A 19,796-nucleotide genomic window follows, 5' to 3' on the forward strand; every position below is an offset into this window, starting at 1 on the left:
CGATGACCGAAGCGGCCCGCGTCGGCGATACCATCGGGCATTCCCATGCCCTGGCCGGCATGATTGCCGGCACCCTTGTCGGCGGCCTGATCGCCGCCGCAGGCGCATTGGCGGCGGGTGCGCTGTTCGTCGCCGGCCTGGCGGCTTCCTGTATCGGCGTCGGCGTGCTGCTTATCGGCGCCAGCCTGGCGGTGGGGTATCTCACCGGGGAGGCGGCCACCGCGGCGCGCGACGGCATTGCCGACGCCGGTGCCGGTAGCCTGACTCCCAAAGGCAATATCGTCACCGGCTCCCCCAACGTCTTCATTAACGGCAAACCCGCCGCGCTCGCCACCAACAGCCAGGTGGCCTGCAGCGACGACGGCCCGAGCATGCAGATGGCGCAGGGCTCCGACAAGGTCAGCATCAACGGCCAGCCCGCCTCGCGCGTGGGGGACAAAACCAACTGCGACGCGCAGGTGATGGAAGGTTCGCCCAACGTGTTTATCGGCGGCGGCACCGTCACCACCTTGCCGATCAAGCCCGAAGTGCCGGATTGGCTGTACAAGGTCTCTGACCTGACGCTGCTGTTCGCCGGCCTGGTGGGCGGCGTGGGCGGCGCCGCCGGCAAGCTGGGGGCGCTCGGCAAACTGCTGGGTAAACTGCCCGGCATCAACAAACTGGCGCGCATCGCCTGCCGCGCCGGCACCCTGATGACCGCGACCGCCGCCGTCGGCATTATCGCCCGGCCGGTGGATATCGTCAGCGGCCAGAAATTCCTCGACGGCGAAGACGATCTCGATTTCGTGCTGCCATCGCGCCTGCCGGTCGCCTGGCAGCGCTATTGGCGCAGCGGCAACCCCGGCGACGGCGTACTGGGCCGCGGCTGGAACCTGTTCTGGGAGAGCAGCCTGCAGCCGTATCAGGACGGCCTGGTGTGGCGCGCGCCTTCCGGCGACTTCGTCGCTTTCCCTATGGTGCCGCGCGGCCACAAAACTTACTGCGAAGCCGAAAAATGCTGGCTGATGCACAACGACGACGGCAGTTGGCAGCTGTTTGACGTCGGCGAACAGATTTTCCACTACCCGCCGCTGGCGGGCGAGCAGCCGAGCCGGCTGAGCATGATCACCGACGCCATCGGCAACGCCACCTCGCTGTTTTACGACGACGAGGGGCTGCTGAGCGAACTGGTGGACAGCGCAGGGCAGCGCCTGATGTGCCGCTATGCGCAGGGCCGCCTGCGTGAAGTGGCGCTGCAAACCGCCGAAGGCGAACGGACGCTGGCGCGCTACGGTTACGATGAGCAGGGCCAACTGACGACGGTGAGCAACCGCGCCGGTGAGGTGACGCGCCGCTTTGGCTGGCGCGACGGCCTGATGATCAGCCACCAGGACGCCGCCGGGCTGCTGAACGAATACCAATGGCAAGAGATCGACGGCGTGCCGCGCGTGACGGCCTATCGCAACAGCGCCGGAGAATCCCTTGAGTTCGGCTATGACTTCGCCGGCGGGCGCCGCAGCGCGGTGCGCGGCGACGGTAAGCGGGCGGAGTGGCGGCTGGATGACGACGACAACGTGGCGCAGTACACCGACTTCGACCAGCGCCGCTACGGTTTTATCTACCAACGCGGCGAGCTGTGCAGCGTGCTGTTGCCCGGCGGCGCGCAGCGCCAGAGCGAATGGGACTCTTACGGCCGCCTGCTGTCGGAGACCGATCCGCTCGGCCGCGTGACGCGCTATCAATATTCGCGCAACAGTGGGCGGCTGTTCGCCGTCGCGTACCCGGACGGCAGCAGCGAGGCGCAGCATTGGGACACGTTGGGCCGCCCGACGCGTTATGTCGATGCGCTGGGCAATGCCACGCTGTACCGCTATCCGGATGACGAAGAGAGCCTGCCGGCCAGCGTGATCGACGCGCTGGGCGGGGAAGTGAAGCTGGAGTGGGACGCCCGCGGCCAGCTGACGCGCTACACCGACTGTTCCGGCAGCGTGACGGCTTATACCTACGATGCGCTGGGGCAACTGACGGCGCAGACCGATGCCGAAGGCCACCAGACGCGCTACCGGTGGGATAACGGCGGCCGCCTGCACACCCTGATCCACCCGGACGGCGGTGAAGAGCGTTTTAACTGGAATGCGCACGGCCAGCTGGCCGAACATCAGGACGCGCTGGGCAGCCTGACCCGCTGGCAGTACAACGCCCTGGGGCTGCCGGTCAGCATCACCGATCGCATCAACCGCACCCGGCGCTATCACTACAGCCCGCAGGGCTGGCTGACGCGGCTGGAGAACGGCAACGGCGGCGACTACCGCTTCAGCTACGATGCGGTGGGCCGTGTGCTGGCCGAAGAGCGCCCGGACGACACCCGCCACTATTATCGCTACGGCGCGGCCGGGCTGCTGGAGGAGCACCGCGAGGTCGGCCTGCCGGGCAGCGCGGGCGAGCTGATGCAGCGCGAACAGCGCTTCCGCTTCGATGAGGCGGGGCAGCTGGTCTGGCGCGGCAACGCCAGCGCGGAATGGCATTACCGCTTCGACGCCATGGGGCGGTTGCGCGAGCTGAACCGCCTGCCGACGGCGAGCGGCGCGGCGCTGGGCATCGAACCGGACAACGTGCAGATGCGCTATGACGCCGCCGGGCGGCTGCTCGGCGAGCAGGGCGTGAACGGCGAGCTGCAATACCAGTGGGATGCGCTGGCCAACCTGCAGGCGCTGACGCTGCCTCAGGGCGATCGCTTGCAGTGGCTGTATTACGGTTCCGGCCACGCCAGCGCCATTAAATTCAACCAGCAGGTGGTGAGCGAATTCACTCGCGATCGCCTGCACCGGGAAACCGGCCGCAGCCAGGGTGCGCTGCAGCAGCAGCGGTGTTACGACGCCATGGGCCGCCGCAGCTGGCAGAGCAGCGCCTTCGGCCACGACAAACTGACCCGGCCGGAAGACGGCGTGCTGTGGCGCGCTTATCGCTACACCGGCCGCGGCGAGCTGGCCGGAGTGAGCGACGCGCTGCGCGGCGAAGTGCACTACGGTTACGACGCCGAAGGCCGCCTGCTGCAACACCGCGAGCCCAATCAGGGCAAACCGGGCGCGCGGCTGGTGTACGATCTGGCGGATAACCTGCTGGGCGAGCGCAGCCCGCAGAACGACATCGACGCGCACCTGCCGCTGGCGCCGATCGCCGACAACCGCCTGACGCACTGGCAAAAACTGTTTTACCGTTACGACGCCTGGGGCAACCTCATCAGCCGGCGCAACGGCCTGTATGAACAGCACTACCGCTACGACGCCGACAACCGGCTGGTGCAGGCGCACGGTCGCGGCCCGCAGGGCGAATTCGAGGCGCAGTATCATTACGACGCGCTGGGCCGCCGCAGCCGCAAGGCGGTGCGCTACAAGGGCAAAACCGAACAGACGACCCGTTTCCTGTGGCAGGGCTACCGGCTGCTGCAGGAGCAGCGCGACGACGGCAGCCGCCGCAGCTGGAGCTACGATCCGGCCAGCCCGTGGAGCCCGCTGGCGGCGCTGGAGCAGGCGGGCGACAGCCGCTCGGCGGATATTTACTGGTATCACACCGATCTGAACAGCGCGCCGCTGGAGGTGACCGACGCGGCGGGCAACCTGTGCTGGTCCGGGCAATACGACACCTTCGGCAAGCTGCAGGGCCAGACGGTGGCCGGCGCGGCGAAGCGGCAGGGCGCGCAGTATCAGCAGCCGCTGCGCTACGCCGGGCAATATCAGGACGACGAAAGCGGCCTGCACTACAACCTGTTCCGCTACTACGAACCCGAGGTGGGGCGTTTCACCACGCAGGATCCGATAGGGCTGGAAGGTGGGTTGAACCTTTATCAGTATGCGCCGAACCCGCTGATGTGGGTGGATCCGCTGGGGTTGATGAGTTGCTCGACTGATGCAGCTAAGCTTGCCCGAAATCTGGGGCCACAACCTATGGGGGGAGGGAAATATGATGCGCACCATATTATAATGTCCAACTCTTCTGATGCCCGAATGGTTGCATTAAGAAAACGAATGGATGATCTCGATATTGATATTAATAATTCAAAGAATGGAGTTTGGCTTCCTAATACTAGGGCTGACCGTATAGAAGGTACTTTAACGACTGCCCACAAAGGTAATGGGATACATGGCAATGCATATAAACAATATGTTTATGATAAACTTATTAACAGTCAGACGGATAAAGAGTTCTTATCTTCTCTTAAGCAAATAAAAAGTGAGCTTGAGGGGGGTAAGGTATTTCCTCTTGCAAATGGTAGAATCCCTACTTTATAATGGTGATAAAATGAAAGAAGTAGCTGATGGTATAAGGGCTGATTTAGATGAAGTGCAGTCTCTTTTTTCGAATGAAGAGCTATTAGCTGAAAAAATATCTTCTATTAGCCATACGGAATCAAAGGTTGTATCGTGGTCTAAAACTAATGTCTTTAGTATTATTCCATTTTACAATGAGTTAACCGGCTTTAAAACCGGAGAAATATTGAGTAAAGAGCCTAAGAACAAAAGTAATGCATATTGCTATTTTTCAAATGATGGCCTTGTAAATAAAATCGACAGCTATAACTCAAAAGGAGTTGTGGCGGATACATCTTACGTCATTAGAGATGGTGATGAGGTTCTTGAAATAAGACAGGATGTAAAGGGCAACTATTTGGCTATAAGTAGAGTTTTTTTAAACTCTCAAGGGCAGCCGTCTAAAGCTTTTTTTGCAAATGATGATGGCAATTTATCTGGTTATCATTACTTTTATAAAGATGGTAGAATCGATAGTATATTGACGGTAAGTAATTACTCTCCTTTACCATATGTTATTTTATCATGTGTTTATGATGATGGTAAAATTAGTGAAATTTATTTTAATAACAATAAGGGAAAGGTTGTTATATATCCTCGCTAGGATATTAAGTTGATTCTTAATTGACAAGGCGACTTTAGTTATTTACATGCTTCCTGTGGCAGGGCTACCGGTTGCTGCAGGAGCAGCGCGACGACGGCAGCCGCCGCAGCTGGAGCTGGAGCTACGATCCGGCCAGCCCGTGGAGCCCGCTGGCGGCTCTGGAGCTGGCGGGCGACAGCCGCTCGGCGGATATTTACTGGTATCACACCGATCTGAACAGCGCGCCGCTGGAGGTGACCGACGCGGCGGGCAACCTGTGCTGGTCCGGGCAATACGACACCTTCGGCAAGCTGCAGGGCCAGACGGTGGCCGGCGCGGCGAAGCGGCAGGGCGCGCAATATCAGCAGCCGCTGCGCTACGCCGGGCAATATCAGGACGACGAAAGCGGCCTGCACTACAACCTGTTCCGCTACTACGAACCCGAGGTGGGGCGTTTCACCACGCAGGATCCGATAGGGTTGGAAGGCGGGTTGAATTTATATGCTTATGTCATGAACCCACTGACGTGGGTTGATCCTTTGGGATTAGCTGGGTGTCAGAGTGTAAACGCTAAACATATTTTTCATGGTGAGATTAACCGCCGAGGTCGTGCTGTTGGTTTCCATCATGAAGGAAGCATTGGGCATCTAGGAAAAGCTAGAGTAACTCAAGTCACGACACCACCAAACGCTCATGGCGTATATAAAGGTAAAGTGGAAATATTCGATTCTACTAGTGGGCAATGGGTACAAAAAGGGCCAGAATCTACATTTTTCCCAACATCATGGAACAGGCAGAAAGTAATGTCCGAAGTCCGTGGGGCATATAATAATGGCACGGCCATGCCAAATGGGAGGGTATATCTCCGAGTGGCGTGAAAATTGGTGGCTATTTGGATTCTGGTGGGAATATTAATACAGCTTTCCCAATAATGTAATGGAGGTGGGAATGAGATTTTTTATTGGTGATGACGGTTATCCATCTATAGACGCTAATGGTGATTTTAGGATGCTGATTGACTTTTTAAAGGATGATATCCAAAGAAGTATCTATGGTGTCAATGAGTTTATTGAGGCCTGTAAGCTTGTAAGATCTGGGGTTCTGCCATTTTGGGAGGGGACGGGGAACTCTCATACTATAACTATTAAACCTAACGGTGTGGAGATTTTTAATGAGTACACCGAGGAGTCTATGATTGTTTCGAGTATAGATGAGTTTGAGGGGTATCTTGAGAAATGGAAGCATCTAATTTCAAATACAAGTGGCTTGTGAGAATGAGAGGGATAAATAATATACTTTAACGCTAAAAAATTAGGTTCAACGAGGCGTTCTTTAGAAATAAGAATGAACTGGTTTATATAAGTCTGCAAAACGACATCCTCGCGCACCTGCCACTGGTGCCGATCGCCGACAACTGGCAGGCGCACTGCCGCGGCCCGCAGGGCGAATTCGAGGCGCAGTATCATTACGACGCGCTGGGCCGCTGCAGGAGCAGCGCGACGACGGCAGCCGCCGCAGCTGGAGCTACGATCCGGCCAGCCCGTGGAACCCGCTGGCGGTGTTGGAGCAGGCGGGCGACAGCCGCTCGGCGGATATTTACTGGTATCACACCGATCTGAACAGCGCGCCGCTGGAAGTGGCCGACGCGGCTGGCAACAAAGATTAAAAACACTCCAGAGAAGTATTCAGAGTCAAGCTTTGACTTGCTGGAGGAATACAGTTCAGGAAAAGCAAGGGTTGCGTTAAGTACCTATGATCATGTTTTCGATGTTACAGGTAGTTTTAAAATATTGTATGAATAATGGCGGCATTTTGTGCCGCAGAAAAAGTTCGAAACGGTAGGAGGCATACTAAATACCCAATGTGCCGTTAATCAGGGTGCAGCACTGCCCGCCTATCCAGGGTTCGCCGTCAATAAAGCGCACGCTCACGCGGCCATCTCGATTCAGTTGGGTGCCCTGGCGCACCAGGTAGCCCTGCGCGGTCCGGTCGCCGTCGGGGAAGCGGCTGGCTTGCAGCAAGCGCGCCAGGCAGGCGTTGGCGCTGCCGGTTACCGGATCTTCAATCAAAACACCGCATTCCACCATAAACGCGCGCATTTCGTAATCGGCCGGTTCGGTTGCGGAGCAGGCGCCATAGATCACCACGCCATCCACATCACACGCGGTTTGCAGCTGTTTAATCGTGGCCTGATCCGGCGTTACCGCCAGGCAAGACTGCGCGTCCGGCAGGCGCACCATCAGCCAGCGAATGCCCATCTCGGCAATCACCGGCGGGGTGCCTGCTGCAATCACTGCAGGCCGTAAAGCGGCCGTCAACCGTTCGGTTTCCTCGGCCGCCATTGGGCGGAACTCAACTTCGGGCGCGGCGAACGCCAATGTGCCGTCCGGCAGGATATTGACCGCCACCAGGCCGACGCCGCATTCCTGCATCACCGTTCCAGGCCGTTTGGGCGTCAATCCGGCTTCCAGCAGGGCGTGGGCGGTGCCCAGCGTCGGGTGGCCGGCGAAGGGCAGCTCTTTTTCGGTGGTGAAAATGCGCACCTTATAATCCGCCGCCGGGTGCGTCGGTTTAAGCACAAAGGTGGTTTCCGAAAGGTTGGTCCAACGGGCCAGTGCTAGCATCTGCGCGTCGTTCAGCCCTTCGGCTTCCAGCACCACCGCCACGGGATTGCCCTGCAGCGGCGTGGCGGTGAAAACGTCCACCTGTTTGTAGGCGCGGGGTGTCACATCATCACTTCTGAGCATTGGCCATCATCCGTTATCAACAAAACCTGATGATAACGATATTCGCCAATGGCTTCAAAGGGTTGAATTTTGTTTTGGCATACCTGCCCGTCGCCATCTCAGCCCCGGCTTGGCGAACATCACCAGGTTGCCCAGCAGAATCAGGCACAGCCCCAGCACGGCGTTGAAGTGCCACTGGTAGCCTTCGTAAATCGTTGAGATGGTCAGCGCCACCAGCGGGAACAGCAGAGTGCTGTAAGCCGCCGCGCCGGCGCCGATGCGGCCGAGCAGGCTGAAGTAGGCGGCGAAGGCGATCACCGATCCGAAGACAGCCAGGTACAGCAGGGAGCCGATATAGCGGCTGCTGAATTCGATCTGGAACGATGCGCCCTGCGCCAGGGCGATCAGCGCCATCAGCATCGCGCCGTAGGTCATGGCGTAGGTGTTAGTGGAAAAGATATCCAGCCCGCGGCGCTGATGGCGCGTGCTGATCATATTGCCCAGCGAGAAGCCGTAGGTGCCGAGCGCGCTCAGGCCGATGCCTTTAAGCAGCTCCGGCGCCATGCGGGTGGCGGCCAGATCTTGCCAGAACAGCGCCACGATGCCGGTCAATCCCAGCAGCGCCGCCGGCAGCAGGTTGGGGCTGGGGCGCTGGCGGAAGAACAGCAGGCTGTTGAGGGCGTTGAACAGCACTGCCATCGAGAAGATCACCGATTCCAGCCCGCTGCTGATGTAAGCCGCCGCGTGGTAGAAGCAGAAGAAGTTGAAGCCGAACACGCAGCAGCCCTGCAGCACGCAGAACAGATGATCGCGCGGGGCGATGCGGCGCAGGCGGCGCGTTAACAACAGCACGGCGAACATCACCGCGGCGGAAATGGCGAAACGGTAAGCGATCGACACGGGAATGGCCACCGGGCCTTCCTGTTGCAGGGTGATCGCAATCCAGGTGGTGCCCCAAATCAGCACCACGGCGAGGTACAACAGCGCATTCATTCTATTTGTTACTCCGAAAAAACCGATGGCGCAGTATCCGCTTTGGCGCGCGGCGGCGCTTGCGGCGCTTTGCGCCCAGTTGCATATTCTTGCGCTTTTTTTGCCAAAAGCGCGGGGCGGCCGCTGGCATGCCGCGGCGCCACTCTTTACACTGTCGGCATGTCGAACAACGGGGCCGGCGATGTCCAACTATCAGGCGTTTGAAACACTGCGTGAGCACAAGGCGCGGCTGCACGGCAGCGTGCTGCTGGGCACCGGCGTGGAGCTGGCGGCCTGGTCCAACTGCAACGATCGCGTCACGCAGGAAAGCGCCGACCACCATACCCTGAGCCTGTACGTCGCCGACGGCTATGAGTGCTACCAGCAGGTGCCGGGCGGCTGGCGCAACGGCGGCGGGCCGGATCGGTTCTGCATCATGCCGCGCCAATTCGCCTCCACCTGGGATGTGCGCAGCGATCTGTCGTTCGTGCATCTGTACTGCACCGACGGGCATCTGCGGCAACTGGCGGAGCAAACCTGGGATCGCAGCCCGGCGGCGATCAACGTGGAGCAACGCAGCTTCGGCGAAGATCCGCAGATCACGTTGCTGTATCGCCAGTTTTTGCTCAACTGCGACTGGCGGGACAGCGCCAATCTACTGGCGCTCAGCAGCGCGTCGAACCTGCTGATGTCACACCTGATCCAGCGCTACAGCCAGCTGCAGTGGAAGCTGCCGCCGGTGCGCGGCGGCCTGGCCCCTGCGGTAGCCAGGCGGGTGCGGGAATATATCGCAAGCCACCTCGATCGGCCTTTGCTGCTGGCGGATCTGGCGGTGCAGGCCGGGTTGAGCGAATACCATTTCGCCCGCATGTTCAAGCACGCCACCGGCCTGGCGCCGCACCAGTTCGTGATGCGCGCCCGGCTGCAGCGGGCGGAACAGCTGTTGCGGCATAGCCAACAGCCGATCACCGAGATCGCGCTGGCGTGCGGCTTCAGTTCCGCCAGCCATTTCAGCAACCGCTTCAAGGCGGCCTATGGATTTGCTCCGCTGCAGGTGCGGCAGGGGCGCTAACCGAAAGGGAGTGCAGCATGGATCAACAATTTGCCGGGCTGGGCGTGTTGTTCGTCGCCGGATTCGGGCCCATCACGCGTGAGAGCGACGAGAGCAAGGCGTTTTATGTCGAGGCGCTGGGGCTGCCGCTCAAGCCGATGCCGGGCAACGAGAGCTATCTGCTGTCGGAGCAGGGCGCGCTGGACGGCGTGAAGCATTTTGCCCTGTGGCCGCTGGCGCAAGCGGCGCAGTCCTGCTTTGGCGACGATCGCTGGCCTGCGGATCTCGCGGTGCCGCAGGCGTGGATCGAGTTTGACGTAGCCGACATGGCGGTAGCCACCCAGGGGCTGGTCGATCGCGGTTATCGGCTGTTGGTCGCCAACCGCGAAGAGCCGTGGGGGCAAAGCGTTACTCGGTTGCTCAGCCCGGAAGGACTGCTGGTTGGCGTCACCTATACACCTTGGCTGCGTTAGACGCCGTGCCGTTCGTCGCCGTTTCGCAGCGGCGGGCGGCCTAAGAACAAATACGCATTAGCTTAAAGCGATCTGCGCTATAGACCTATCGAATCCCCGAGTTGTTTCCTTCCTTGAAAGCAGTAATCCCGTTCATTGCGTAAAAACCAAGGGCCAGAACGCGCTATTGCCATGCCATTTTACGGCGATTTTCCCTCGTCTTTTTTTGCTGCCAGGTGCCTGATGGTAATAGAGATTATTCTTATATTTCCATCAATGCTTAAGAAATAATAATGATTCTCGTTTTCAACCACGGAAAGGAGAAGGAACGATGAAAACAGTGAAACGAACGGGCATCGCGCTGGCGATAGCCCTGACTTTCCCCCTGGCATTGCCTGCCGCTATGGCGGCGCAACCCTCCCTGACAAACAGTAAGGCGGCGACGATGACGGAAAAACACGGGCAGTTTATTGCGGTCGGTAAAGTGGTGCAGGTGACCTTCGGCGATTTCGCCTTCAAGCTGGATTTTACCGATGACAAGACCATGACCTTCACCGGTATCGGCGAGGCGTCGCAGGGCATCACCGATACGGTGCAGTACACCGCGGTGGAGATTCGGCCGAAGGTCTACATGGTCTATTGGCACGAACCGCAGTCCGGCGACAACGTGACGCATATCGAGGACTTTGAGCGCGGCGAGGTGTACACCAACATCGCCGCCAAGGACGGCAGCTTCACCCATCTGAAAGGGCAGCTGAAAATCGTAGGTCACTCAGGAAACTAAGGAGCAGTTATGAAAAAGGCATTGATCACCTGTGCGATCGTCGGCGGCTTGCTGGCGAGTTACCCGGCGTTGTCAACGGATCAGACGGCGTCGCAAAAGTCGGCCGGCAAAGGCGGCTATCATCATGCCCAGCAAAAGCTGAAGGTGGTGGAGGATCTGTACGCGGGCTTCTTCAACCGCCACGACATCGGCGTGGCGCAGAGGCTGATTGTGGAAAACTACAAGCAGCATAACCCGTTCGTCGGCGACGGCATCAAGCCGTTCCTCGATTTCTTCAGCCAGACCTTCAAAGACAATCCGCAATACAGCGCCAAAATATACCGCAGCGCGGTCAACGGCGATCTGGTCTACGTTCACGTCAAATACCAAAATAATCCGCAGGATCGCGGCACCGCCAGCGTGGATATTTATCGGGTGAACGATCAGGGGAAAATCACCGAGCATTGGGACGTCAATCAGGATGTGCCGGAGAAATCGGCTAACGACAATACCATGTTCTGAGCCACAAGGGCCGCTGCGGCGGCCCTCAACGCGCCCGCAACACTTTATTTACTTACATAAATATTAAATGACCGCCGCGTCGAGTAGGCTACGGCCGCCTTTGGCAGTGGTGGTACGGTTGATGGGCGTCATTGTCCCGCCACTGCTTGAGGCGTTTCCCCACATTTCCCGTTATCCCGCGCGTTGATTTTCCACTTTTTTGAACTGATGGCGCAGCTGCAGCGCATTGCAAAGCACCAACACCGCCGTCACGGCGAACACCCAACGGAACCCCATCATCGCCGAAATGCCCGATCCCAGCAGCGGGCCAACCACGTTGCCCAGGTACATAAAGGATTGGTTATAGCCGAAGATGCGCCCGGTCACCTGATCGGAGGAATACTTCAGCAGCAGCGCCTGCACCGCCGGCATCAGCGCGCCGTCGGCAAAACCCAGTAGGAAGCGCAGAATGCCCAGTTGTAATGGCGTATTCACCCAGGCCATCACGGCGAACAGGCCGGTGGTGAACAGCAGCGCGGCGATCAGGATGCGCGCGGTGCCGATGCGATCGCCGAGCCGCCCGAGGCGCGGCGCGGAGATCAGCGCCGCAATGCCGGGCACGGCGGCGATCATCCCGCTGACAAAGGCAATATTGCTGACATCGCCCGACAGCTCGCGGATGAACAGCGTCAGGATCGGGCTGATGGACGAGTTGGCCAGCTGGATCATCAAGGTACAAACGAACAAGGTGACGATCAGCGTCGGATAAGGCAGTGAACGGAACACCGCCTTGCCGCTCAGCTGATCCGCTTTTTTCACCGTAATGCGCCGTTCTTTAATCAGGAACAGCGTCACCAGGAAGCTGACGAACATCAGCCCGGCGGTGACGAAAAATACCACCCGCAGCCCCAGATGATCGGCCATCAGCCCGCCCAAGAGCGGGCCGGCGATGACGCCGGAGATCTGCCCGGTAGAGAGCGTGCCCAGCGCCCAGCCGCTTTTATCGCGCGGCGCCTGCGAGGCGACCAGCGCCATGGCGTTGGGAATATAGCCGGACGTTAGCCCCATCAGGGCGCGCAGCGCGAACAGCTGCCAGACGTTGGTGGCCAGCCCCTGCAGCGCGATGACGATCGCCATGCCCAGCGAGGCGCGCAACAGCATCAGCTTGCGGCCTTTGCGGTCGGCCAGGCTGCCCCACAGCGGCGACACCACCGCCGAGACCAAAAAGGTGCCGCTGAACACCAGTCCGGACCACAGGCTGAGGGATTGATGATCGCTGACGCCGAGCTGTTCGACGTACAGCGGCAGAAAAGGGAGGATTTGGCTCATCGCCAGCCCGGTGAAGAAACACCCGAGCCAGACCGAGATCAGATTGACTTTCCACGCTTCCATCGGCATACCGTACCACGTTGAATAAGGAGGGATTTATTAAGCAACATAATAATAACACTGCAAATTAATCGGCGAGGGGCAAATGCGTGAGCAAACGTAACCCTGCCGATGCAGTGTCTTTTTTGCTATATATTAATAGCTATATTATCATAGGTAATTAGGTTAAGCCAGAGCGACGCGGTAGCCAGGCAGGGCACTGCGCGATCCGGTGGTGTGAAAGCTGGGATAAACTGAACGCTAGATTGATGCCAATGAAAAAAGATCACCCTGAAGACGTGACGCTGCTGCGCACGCAGTTAATGTCGCTGGTGCGCCGTTTGCGGCGCGAGTCGCGCAGCGACGAAAAATCCTGGGCCCAGCTGATGCTGTTGGGGGCTATCGATCGCCACGGTGGCGAGGCGACGCCGTCGCTGCTGGCGGAATCGGAGCGCATGCGCTCTTCTAACCTGGCGGCCGCGTTGCGCGAGCTGGAAGCCGATGGGCTGCTGGTGCGCACGCCGGATGCCGAAGACAAACGCCGGGTGCGGGTGCGCCTGACGCCCGCCGGGCTGGGCCTGCTGCAGCAAAGCCGCAGCCGGCGCGAGGCGTGGCTGCTGGCGGCGATGGAGAGCTGTTTAACGGAGCGGGAGCAGGCGCTGTTGATTGAGGCGGGGGCGTTGATGGCGCGGCTGGCGGCGGCGCCAACGGACGAGGAATAATCGCTGGGCGGCCGGTACGCCGCCTCCGCGGTGAGATTACGGCATCGGCCAATCGACCGGCATGGTGCTGACCACGTCCACGTAGCGATCCCAGGCCGATGACCAGAAGTGGGTGAAGGCTTCCAGGGTAAGGTGGATGCCCATCAGGCCCATCACGAACCAGCAGGCGGTAAACAGGCCCAGGCTGCTGAACATGAACGCCATGCCGTTGCGGCTGGTTTTACGGCAAACGACGTTTAACTGGCTGGCGAAGAACATCATCACGGCGCTCAGCAACTCCCAGCGCATCATGACTAAACCGGTGGCAATGGTACTCATCGAACTCGATCCTATGTAACAAAAAGCCGCATCCGGCAGGGCGCCGACAGGGAAATGCGGGGGAATAACGGGAATAATGTGATTTAGATCACATTGTAGCATTGAGGCGAACGGCGGCTCAATGGGGATCGCGGTGAAAAAATCGCCGCCGGTAACATTCCAATATGCTGAAACAGTTATGCCATTTCATTAGCAACCTTTTCATGGGGCGGCGCGCCCGATAACGCTATGCTTGCCGGCTTTTCAGTTCCCTGATTTTGCGGGGAAATGTGACGCAAAAGGTACCGGCACCGCATGGCCCTGTTAAAAGAAAAAATTCGCGATCATTCCGCGGAAGAGAGGCTGTTCATCCGCCGGGCGGGCGTGGCGCTGGCGCTGGTGGTGGCCTGTTTCGGCGTGCTGATCGCCAATCTCTACCGGCTGCAAATCCGCCAGCATGGTTTTTACCAGACGCGCTCCAACCAGAACGACATCAAGATGCTGCCGCTCGCTCCCAGCCGCGGGTTAATCTTCGATCGCAACGGTACGCCGCTGGTGCGAAACGTGACACTGTATCGTATCGAGATCACGCCCAGCAAAATCACCGACATGGCGGCGCTGCTGCAGGCGCTGACGCCGATCGTCGATCTGACGCCGGAAGACATCAGCGCGTTTCGCGACGATATGCACCACAACAGCCGCTACAAGCCGGTGACGCTAAAAACCGGGCTGAGCGACACCGAGGTGGCGCGTTTTGCCGTCAATCAATACCGTTTCGACGGGGTAACAATCGATACCTATCAACAGCGTGAATATCCTTACGGCGCTCAGCTGGCGCACGTGCTGGGCTATGTGTCGAAGATCAACGACAGCGATCTCAAGCGCCTGGACAAGGCCGGCCTGAGCGAAAACTACGCCGCCGACCGCAACATCGGCAAACAGGGCATCGAAGCCTATTACGAGTCAGAGCTGCACGGCACCACCGGCTATCAGGAGGTGGAAGTGGATAACCACGGGCGGGTGATCCGGCTGCTGAAGGAGCAGCCGCCGCAGGCCGGCAAAAACATTTACCTGACGCTGGATCTGCCGCTGCAGCAGTACATTGAATCGGTGCTAAAGGGGCAACGCGCCGCGGTGGTGGTGGAAGATCCGCGCGACGGCGGCATTCTGGCGATGGTCTCCAGCCCCAGTTACGATCCCAATCCCTTCGTCAAAGGCATCGGCTATCAGGCCTATAAAACGTTGTTGAGCAATCCGGAGCTGCCGCTCATCAACCGCGTTACCCAAGGGTTGTACCCGCCGGCTTCCACGGTGAAGCCCTATATGGCCGTTTCGGCGCTGTTCGCCGGGGTGATCACGCCCACTACCACCTTTTTCGGCGCGCCGACCTGGACGCTGCCCGGCACCGAGCGCCGTTACCGCGACTGGCTGAAAACCGGCCACGGCATGCTCAATGTCACCAAAGCGATTGAGGAGTCCGCCGATACCTTCTTTTATCAGGTGGCGTATGAGATGGGCATCGATCGCATTCACCATTGGCTGAGCCAATTCGGCTACGGTCAGTCCACCGGCATCGATCTGAACGAAGAGTACCGCGGCGTGCTGCCGAGCCGCGACTGGAAACTGAAGGTGCACAAAAAGGGCTGGTATCAGGGGGATACGATCTCGGTGGGCATCGGCCAGGGGTATTGGGTGGCGACGCCGATCCAGATGGTGAAAGCGTTGACCACGCTGCTCAACAACGGCAAGGTGAAAACGCCGCACCTGCTGTATTCGCTGCAGCAGGGCAACCGGGTGACGCGCTACCAGCCGCCGGCGCAAGCGGCGCAGATCGGCGATCCCAACTCGCCTTACTGGGGCATCGTGCGCAACGGCATGTACGGCATGGCCAACTTGCCGAACGGCACCGGTTACAAGCTGTTCCATACCGCGCCGTATCAGATCGCCGCCAAATCCGGCACCTCGCAAGTGTTCAGCCTGAAGCAAAACCAGACTTACAACGCCAAAATGATCCCGGTGCGGCTGCGCGATCACATCTTTTATACGCTGTTTGCGCCCTACAAAAATCCCCGGGTGGCGATGGCGCTGATCCTGGAAAACGGCGGCGGCGATGGCGTGGTGGCGGGGCCGACCGCGCGCGCGATCCTCGACCACATTTTTGACCCGGCCAACGCGCCACAGCCCGGCGATACGCCGCAAAGTAAACCGCAGTTAAACGACAGCGCGGATGTGCAACGGTGATGCGGTTTGTTTTTACTTTCTTACAAACTGCAATCTCCTGACCATTTCCGGCAAGGTAGACTGAAATAACACCATAAACTGAATAAAAACGCAGGGTTAACACAACAGTGGCGCCATCGACCAAAAAGAGCGGTAAAACCTATTCCACAGTTCGTTTCGGCTGGATTTGCGCCGGCATGCTGGTCTGTTTTTTTCTGTTGGCGTTCAGGGTCGGCTACCTGCAACTGCTGGAACACCAGCAGTTGGCCAATCAGGCTGACCAGCGTTCGATCCGCACCCAGGTGGTGCCGACCAACCGCGCCATGATCACCGATCGCAACGATGAGGCGCTGGCGGTCAGCGTGTCGTCCAAAGACATCGTGCTGGATCCGAAGCATATTCTCGATACCCAGACCGATACCGGCAACGAACGCTGGCAGAGCATGGCCAACGTGCTGAAGATCCCGCTGGCGGACATCCAGCATCTGATCCAGAGCAACGCGCACAAACGTTTTGTCTACCTGGCGCGCAAGGTGGAGGACGACAACGCCGCCTACATCAGCAAACTGCACCTGACCGGCGTCAGCGCCGAGCAGGATTTCAGCCGCTTTTATCCGATGGGCCAGGATGCCGCCGGGCTGATCGGCATCGTCGGCCAGGACAATCAGGGGCTGGAGGGCATCGAGCTGGGGTTCAACCCGCTGTTGCAGGGAAAAAACGGCCTGCGGGTCTATCAGAAGGATGGCAGCGGCGCGGTGATCGGCGTGCTCAAAAGCGTGGATCCGGTGCCGCCGCCGAACGTGACGCTCAGCATCGACAAATTTATCCAGTACGTGCTCTATGCGCAGATCCGCGACGGCGTGGTGGCTAACCAGGCCGACTCCGGCTGTGCGGTGCTGGTCAAGATCGACACCGGCGAAATCCTCGGCATGGCCAGCTATCCGTCGTTCAACCCGAACAACTATGGCAGCACGCCGGCGAAAGATATCCGCAACGTGTGCAGCAGCGACAGCTTCGAACCGGGTTCGACGGTGAAACCGGTGGTGGTGATGGTGGGGTTGGAACATAAGCTGATCCGGCCGGATACCGTGCTGGACACCACGCCGTATCGGGTGAACGGTCACCTGATCAAAGACGTCGGCCACTGGTCGAAACTGACCATCACCGGCGTGCTGCAAAAATCGAGCGACATCGCGGTATCGCATATCGCGCTGGCGCTGCCGGCCACGGTGCTGCCGGCGGTCTACCGCAGCTTTGGCCTGGGGCGGCCGACCGAGCTCGGCATCGGCAACGAGAGCAGCGGCTATCTGCCGCAGCACCGCGAACGCTGGGCCGATATCGAACGCGCTACCTTCTCCTTCGGCTATGGGCTGCGCGTGACGCCGCTGCAGATGGCGCGCGAATATGCCGCTATCGGTTCCTTCGGCATTTATCGGCCGCTGTCGATCACCAAGGTGACGCCGCCGGTAATGGGGCAACGTATTCTGCCGGCGGATACGGTACGATCCGTGGTGCATATGATGGAGAGCGACGCCTTGCCGGGCGGCAGCGGGGTGAGCGCCGCGGTGCCGGGCTATCGGCTGGCGATCAAAACCGGTACCGCCGAGAAAATGGGCCCCAGCGGCAAATACGACGGCGGCTACATCAACTACACCGCCGGCGTGGCGCCGGCCAGCGATCCGCAGGTGGCGCTGGTGGTGATGGTCAACAACCCGAAAGCCGGCAAGCACTTCGGCGGTTCGGTGGCGGGGCCAGTGTTCGGCAAGATCATGGCCCAGGTGCTGGAGCACATGAATATTCTGCCGGACGCCCAGCCGCTTAACGTGGTGTCGTCGGTCAAGGGGTAAGGGGGATTAGCGCGATTCCAGCAGGCGCTTCAGCGCCTGCAGATCGGCGTTCACCAGCCCGACGTCGCGGGCGAACAGCGCGTCGTCCATCTCCGGCTGGCGGAACAGGGTGAAGATCACCTCGGTGCCGCGCCGGTTGGCGAGCGCGCGCAGCGGCACGTAGACCACGCCGCCGTCCGGCAGCGTCACCCAATGATCCAGCACGCCGAAGGCATTCGGCGCGCTGAAGCGAATGCGGATCGGCCCTTGTGGGGTGTTTGCCACCCAATCTTCCCCTTCCCGCCGTAAGCTGTTGGCTAACCCTCTGGCCCACAACGGGAAGTTTTCCGGGCGGCTGAGAAAGGCGTACACCTCGTCACAGGGGCGGTTGATGGCGACATGCAGCGTTTGCGCGCTCAGCATCATGATTTCTCCGGTTGACGGCGATACTTCAGTGTAGATCCCGCCGCGCTTAGAAGTAGTAACCGATGTTTACGTTGGTGCGAAAATACCATTTATTGCTGCCGGAGGACTGGGTGCCGGTCCAGCCGGTGGCGTTTTCCACGCCGCCCCACGGGTTGGCATTCTGCGCCCAGGTCAGATCCACCCACAGCATCACCGGCATGGCGAACACCTGCACCCCGAGCGTATTCATTTTGGAGTCGGAACCGCCGTGCTTATCCTTCCAGAGCACGCTGTAGTCGTTGTAGAAGCGCAGCTTTTTAACCGGCCCCCAGGGTACGTCGACGTCGCGCGCCAGGTTGATGGCGGCGGTGGTGGCCTGCGACGGGATCAGATAGGCCGGCGTCAGGCCGTTGCCGCCCATCAGGATCACCGAATTGTTGGCCCCGGCCGGGCCTTTGGCGTCGTAACCGTAGCGGATCAGCTGGCCGGACAGATGCCAGGGATCGTTATTCACCAGCGTATGCAGGCCCGCCGCCCAGAAGCTGCCGTTATCGCCGGTCGCCTGGTTGTAGAGCCGCGAGGCCGCCAGCGAACCGCCGAGCTCATTGTCCCAGCCGCCCTGGTGGAAAGTGCGCCTCAGCCGCAGGTTTATCTGATCGCGTTTTTCGTTGCGCTGCAGGTGCTGTGACGCATAGTTGGTGTTTTTCAGATCGTCGTAGCTGGCGACGTCGGGGGCGTAACGCACGCCGGTTGGCATCATGCGCGGGTAGTAGGCGGCGTCGAAGGCCCAATCGTCATACTGATATTGGTATTTGGCGCCGAGTCCGGTGTTGACGCCAAAGCCGAGGTAAAACGGAATGCCGTACGACCAGCCGAACTGCGGGTAGGGCATCAGGCCGAACGGTTTGAACGGCGCGCCCAGTTGCACGGTGGAGCGCTCAGACAGGCGGTAGCCGATATAGGCGCGGTCGATGGCGTATTTGCGCCGATCCTGAAACCAGAATCCGCTATCGAAAAACGCGTCGTTGACCTGGCCGGCGGTATCAATGCGAAAGGCGTCAAAGCGTAAATGCGGAGGATTTCGATAATTGCTGCTGCGCCAGTCTTCATAGCGATAATTGGCGCGCAGCGCGCCGCCGATATCAATATTCTTTTTATTATCCTCGCTTTGCCAATGAATATGCGGAAATGCCGGGCGGCTTTTTTTTACCGGCGCCATGGTGGCAGCGGCGTCGCTGGGCAATGCGACGGCGGTCGCGTAACTCACGGGTGAAACAAGAAAAAAACAAAGCGTGATCTTGCGCATGCCTGGCCCCTGGTGAAAGTAGACGGTTTATTAAGGCGAGCGAATTTCACCTGTGAATAGGGTGATTTTGCTCATCAGTTTTATATTTGAGACGATTTTATATGTGCGTTTCATATATTAAATTCGCCGTCGATTAATATATGAAACTTTGTTTCTTGTTTAATGGAAAAACTATAAATCCGGTATTAAACAAGTCAAGAAATAAAAATGAGCGTTGACGAGAAATTCCGATTATTGGGTCGCCCTGGTTGGCGGTGGGCGACACAAAGCAAGCTGAAATAGTGGTGTCATCAATGCCCGTTAGACTCGCGGCATCCT

Annotated in this window: 16 protein-coding genes and 2 pseudogenes; 12 read left to right on the plus strand and 6 right to left on the minus strand. The window is 59.2% G+C overall.

The genetic code is table 11. From position 1 onward, the window contains the following. Positions 1-2: 2 nt before the first annotated feature. From ACP39K_RS00570 to ACP39K_RS00590, 5 genes and pseudogenes are all read left to right on the plus strand, one after another. A complete protein-coding gene (locus ACP39K_RS00570) occupies positions 3-4,268 on the plus strand; it encodes an RHS repeat-associated core domain-containing protein (RefSeq protein ID WP_497008215.1) in 4,266 nt (1,421 codons plus the stop codon). A 10-nt stretch (positions 4,269-4,278) separates the two neighbouring features. After that, a complete protein-coding gene (locus ACP39K_RS00575; RefSeq protein WP_145957351.1) occupies positions 4,279-4,890 on the plus strand; it encodes a hypothetical protein in 612 nt (203 codons plus the stop codon). Positions 4,891-4,934: 44 nt separating this feature from the next. Beyond that, positions 4,935-5,747 (plus strand): annotated as a pseudogene (locus tag ACP39K_RS00580) (RHS repeat-associated core domain-containing protein); the annotation flags it as partial. 70 nt (positions 5,748-5,817) lie between these two features. Next, positions 5,818-6,141 carry a hypothetical protein gene (locus ACP39K_RS00585; RefSeq protein ID WP_497008216.1) on the plus strand — a complete coding sequence of 108 codons (324 nt, stop codon included), beginning with the start codon at positions 5,818-5,820 and terminating at the stop codon, positions 6,139-6,141. 134 nt (positions 6,142-6,275) lie between these two features. Then, positions 6,276-6,526, plus strand: a pseudogene (locus ACP39K_RS00590) (RHS repeat-associated core domain-containing protein); the annotation flags it as partial. A 193-nt stretch (positions 6,527-6,719) separates the two neighbouring features. Here the strand turns inward: ACP39K_RS00590 and ACP39K_RS00595 are convergent. Further along, positions 6,720-7,616 carry a PhzF family phenazine biosynthesis protein gene (locus ACP39K_RS00595; RefSeq protein ID WP_048797249.1) on the minus strand — a complete coding sequence of 299 codons (897 nt, stop codon included), beginning with the start codon at positions 7,614-7,616 and terminating at the stop codon, positions 6,720-6,722. 54 nt (positions 7,617-7,670) lie between these two features. Further along, complete coding sequence (locus tag ACP39K_RS00600; protein WP_108680696.1) at positions 7,671-8,588, minus strand: DMT family transporter; 918 nt, start codon at positions 8,586-8,588, stop codon at positions 7,671-7,673. Between the two features lie 181 nt (positions 8,589-8,769). Here ACP39K_RS00600 and ACP39K_RS00605 point away from each other — a divergent pair, with 181 nt between their 5' ends. From ACP39K_RS00605 to ACP39K_RS00620, 4 genes are all read left to right on the plus strand, one after another. Then, entirely contained in the window at positions 8,770-9,639 is an 870-nt protein-coding gene (locus tag ACP39K_RS00605) for a helix-turn-helix domain-containing protein (protein WP_147882031.1), read from the plus strand. A gap of 17 nt (positions 9,640-9,656) precedes the next feature. Continuing rightward, on the plus strand, positions 9,657-10,091 hold the full coding sequence (locus ACP39K_RS00610) for a VOC family protein (protein WP_016927791.1): 435 nt from the start codon (positions 9,657-9,659) through the stop codon (positions 10,089-10,091). 310 nt (positions 10,092-10,401) lie between these two features. Next, positions 10,402-10,854, plus strand: a complete 453-nt coding sequence (locus ACP39K_RS00615) for a MoaF-related domain-containing protein (RefSeq protein WP_028127408.1) — start codon at positions 10,402-10,404, stop codon at positions 10,852-10,854. A gap of 9 nt (positions 10,855-10,863) precedes the next feature. After that, positions 10,864-11,355 carry a nuclear transport factor 2 family protein gene (locus ACP39K_RS00620; RefSeq protein WP_033640394.1) on the plus strand — a complete coding sequence of 164 codons (492 nt, stop codon included), beginning with the start codon at positions 10,864-10,866 and terminating at the stop codon, positions 11,353-11,355. A 171-nt stretch (positions 11,356-11,526) separates the two neighbouring features. Here the strand turns inward: ACP39K_RS00620 and ACP39K_RS00625 are convergent, their stop codons facing one another. Further along, complete coding sequence (locus ACP39K_RS00625; protein ID WP_004940721.1) at positions 11,527-12,726, minus strand: multidrug efflux MFS transporter; 1,200 nt, start codon at positions 12,724-12,726, stop codon at positions 11,527-11,529. A gap of 251 nt (positions 12,727-12,977) precedes the next feature. Between ACP39K_RS00625 and ACP39K_RS00630 the strand changes: the two genes are divergently transcribed. Then, the gene (locus ACP39K_RS00630) at positions 12,978-13,424 is read left to right on the plus strand and encodes a MarR family winged helix-turn-helix transcriptional regulator (RefSeq protein WP_033640393.1); all 447 of its coding nucleotides are present in this window, start codon (positions 12,978-12,980) and stop codon (positions 13,422-13,424) included. Between the two features lie 36 nt (positions 13,425-13,460). Here the strand turns inward: ACP39K_RS00630 and ACP39K_RS00635 are convergent, their stop codons facing one another. Next, complete coding sequence (locus tag ACP39K_RS00635) at positions 13,461-13,742, minus strand: YjcB family protein (RefSeq protein ID WP_033640391.1); 282 nt, start codon at positions 13,740-13,742, stop codon at positions 13,461-13,463. Between the two features lie 294 nt (positions 13,743-14,036). On the opposite strand from ACP39K_RS00635, the gene mrdA reads away from it, so the two are divergent. Continuing rightward, positions 14,037-15,962, plus strand: coding sequence for a penicillin-binding protein 2 (gene mrdA / locus ACP39K_RS00640; protein ID WP_497008217.1), 1,926 nt, complete (start codon positions 14,037-14,039; stop codon positions 15,960-15,962). Between the two features lie 107 nt (positions 15,963-16,069). Next, the gene (locus ACP39K_RS00645; RefSeq protein WP_016927785.1) at positions 16,070-17,788 is read left to right on the plus strand and encodes a penicillin-binding transpeptidase domain-containing protein; all 1,719 of its coding nucleotides are present in this window, start codon (positions 16,070-16,072) and stop codon (positions 17,786-17,788) included. A gap of 6 nt (positions 17,789-17,794) precedes the next feature. Here the strand turns inward: ACP39K_RS00645 and ACP39K_RS00650 are convergent, their stop codons facing one another. After that, the gene (locus ACP39K_RS00650; RefSeq protein ID WP_033640386.1) at positions 17,795-18,193 is read right to left on the minus strand and encodes an SRPBCC family protein; all 399 of its coding nucleotides are present in this window, start codon (positions 18,191-18,193) and stop codon (positions 17,795-17,797) included. 46 nt (positions 18,194-18,239) lie between these two features. Next, complete coding sequence (locus ACP39K_RS00655; protein WP_103086402.1) at positions 18,240-19,478, minus strand: hypothetical protein; 1,239 nt, start codon at positions 19,476-19,478, stop codon at positions 18,240-18,242. Positions 19,479-19,796: the final 318 nt, after the last annotated feature.

This window comes from Serratia sp. EC4 (assembly GCF_059652115.1).

Excerpts from the sequence above, each read along its gene's own strand:
- ACP39K_RS00595 (WP_048797249.1), bottom strand. The coding sequence starts at position 7,616 with ATGCTCAGAAGTGATGATGTGACACCCCGCGCCTACAAACAGGTGGAC.
- ACP39K_RS00615 (WP_028127408.1), top strand. The coding sequence starts at position 10,402 with ATGAAAACAGTGAAACGAACGGGCATCGCGCTGGCGATAGCCCTGACT.
- ACP39K_RS00650 (WP_033640386.1), bottom strand. The coding sequence starts at position 18,193 with ATGATGCTGAGCGCGCAAACGCTGCATGTCGCCATCAACCGCCCCTGT.
- ACP39K_RS00655 (WP_103086402.1), bottom strand. The coding sequence starts at position 19,478 with ATGCGCAAGATCACGCTTTGTTTTTTTCTTGTTTCACCCGTGAGTTAC.
- ACP39K_RS00630 (WP_033640393.1), top strand. The coding sequence starts at position 12,978 with ATGAAAAAAGATCACCCTGAAGACGTGACGCTGCTGCGCACGCAGTTA.
- ACP39K_RS00625 (WP_004940721.1), bottom strand. The coding sequence starts at position 12,726 with ATGGAAGCGTGGAAAGTCAATCTGATCTCGGTCTGGCTCGGGTGTTTC.
- ACP39K_RS00585 (WP_497008216.1), top strand. The coding sequence starts at position 5,818 with ATGAGATTTTTTATTGGTGATGACGGTTATCCATCTATAGACGCTAAT.
- ACP39K_RS00635 (WP_033640391.1), bottom strand. The coding sequence starts at position 13,742 with ATGAGTACCATTGCCACCGGTTTAGTCATGATGCGCTGGGAGTTGCTG.
- ACP39K_RS00605 (WP_147882031.1), top strand. The coding sequence starts at position 8,770 with ATGTCCAACTATCAGGCGTTTGAAACACTGCGTGAGCACAAGGCGCGG.
- ACP39K_RS00575 (WP_145957351.1), top strand. The coding sequence starts at position 4,279 with ATGAAAGAAGTAGCTGATGGTATAAGGGCTGATTTAGATGAAGTGCAG.
- ACP39K_RS00610 (WP_016927791.1), top strand. The coding sequence starts at position 9,657 with ATGGATCAACAATTTGCCGGGCTGGGCGTGTTGTTCGTCGCCGGATTC.
- mrdA (WP_497008217.1), top strand. The coding sequence starts at position 14,037 with ATGGCCCTGTTAAAAGAAAAAATTCGCGATCATTCCGCGGAAGAGAGG.
- ACP39K_RS00570 (WP_497008215.1), top strand. The coding sequence starts at position 3 with ATGACCGAAGCGGCCCGCGTCGGCGATACCATCGGGCATTCCCATGCC.
- ACP39K_RS00600 (WP_108680696.1), bottom strand. The coding sequence starts at position 8,588 with ATGAATGCGCTGTTGTACCTCGCCGTGGTGCTGATTTGGGGCACCACC.
- ACP39K_RS00620 (WP_033640394.1), top strand. The coding sequence starts at position 10,864 with ATGAAAAAGGCATTGATCACCTGTGCGATCGTCGGCGGCTTGCTGGCG.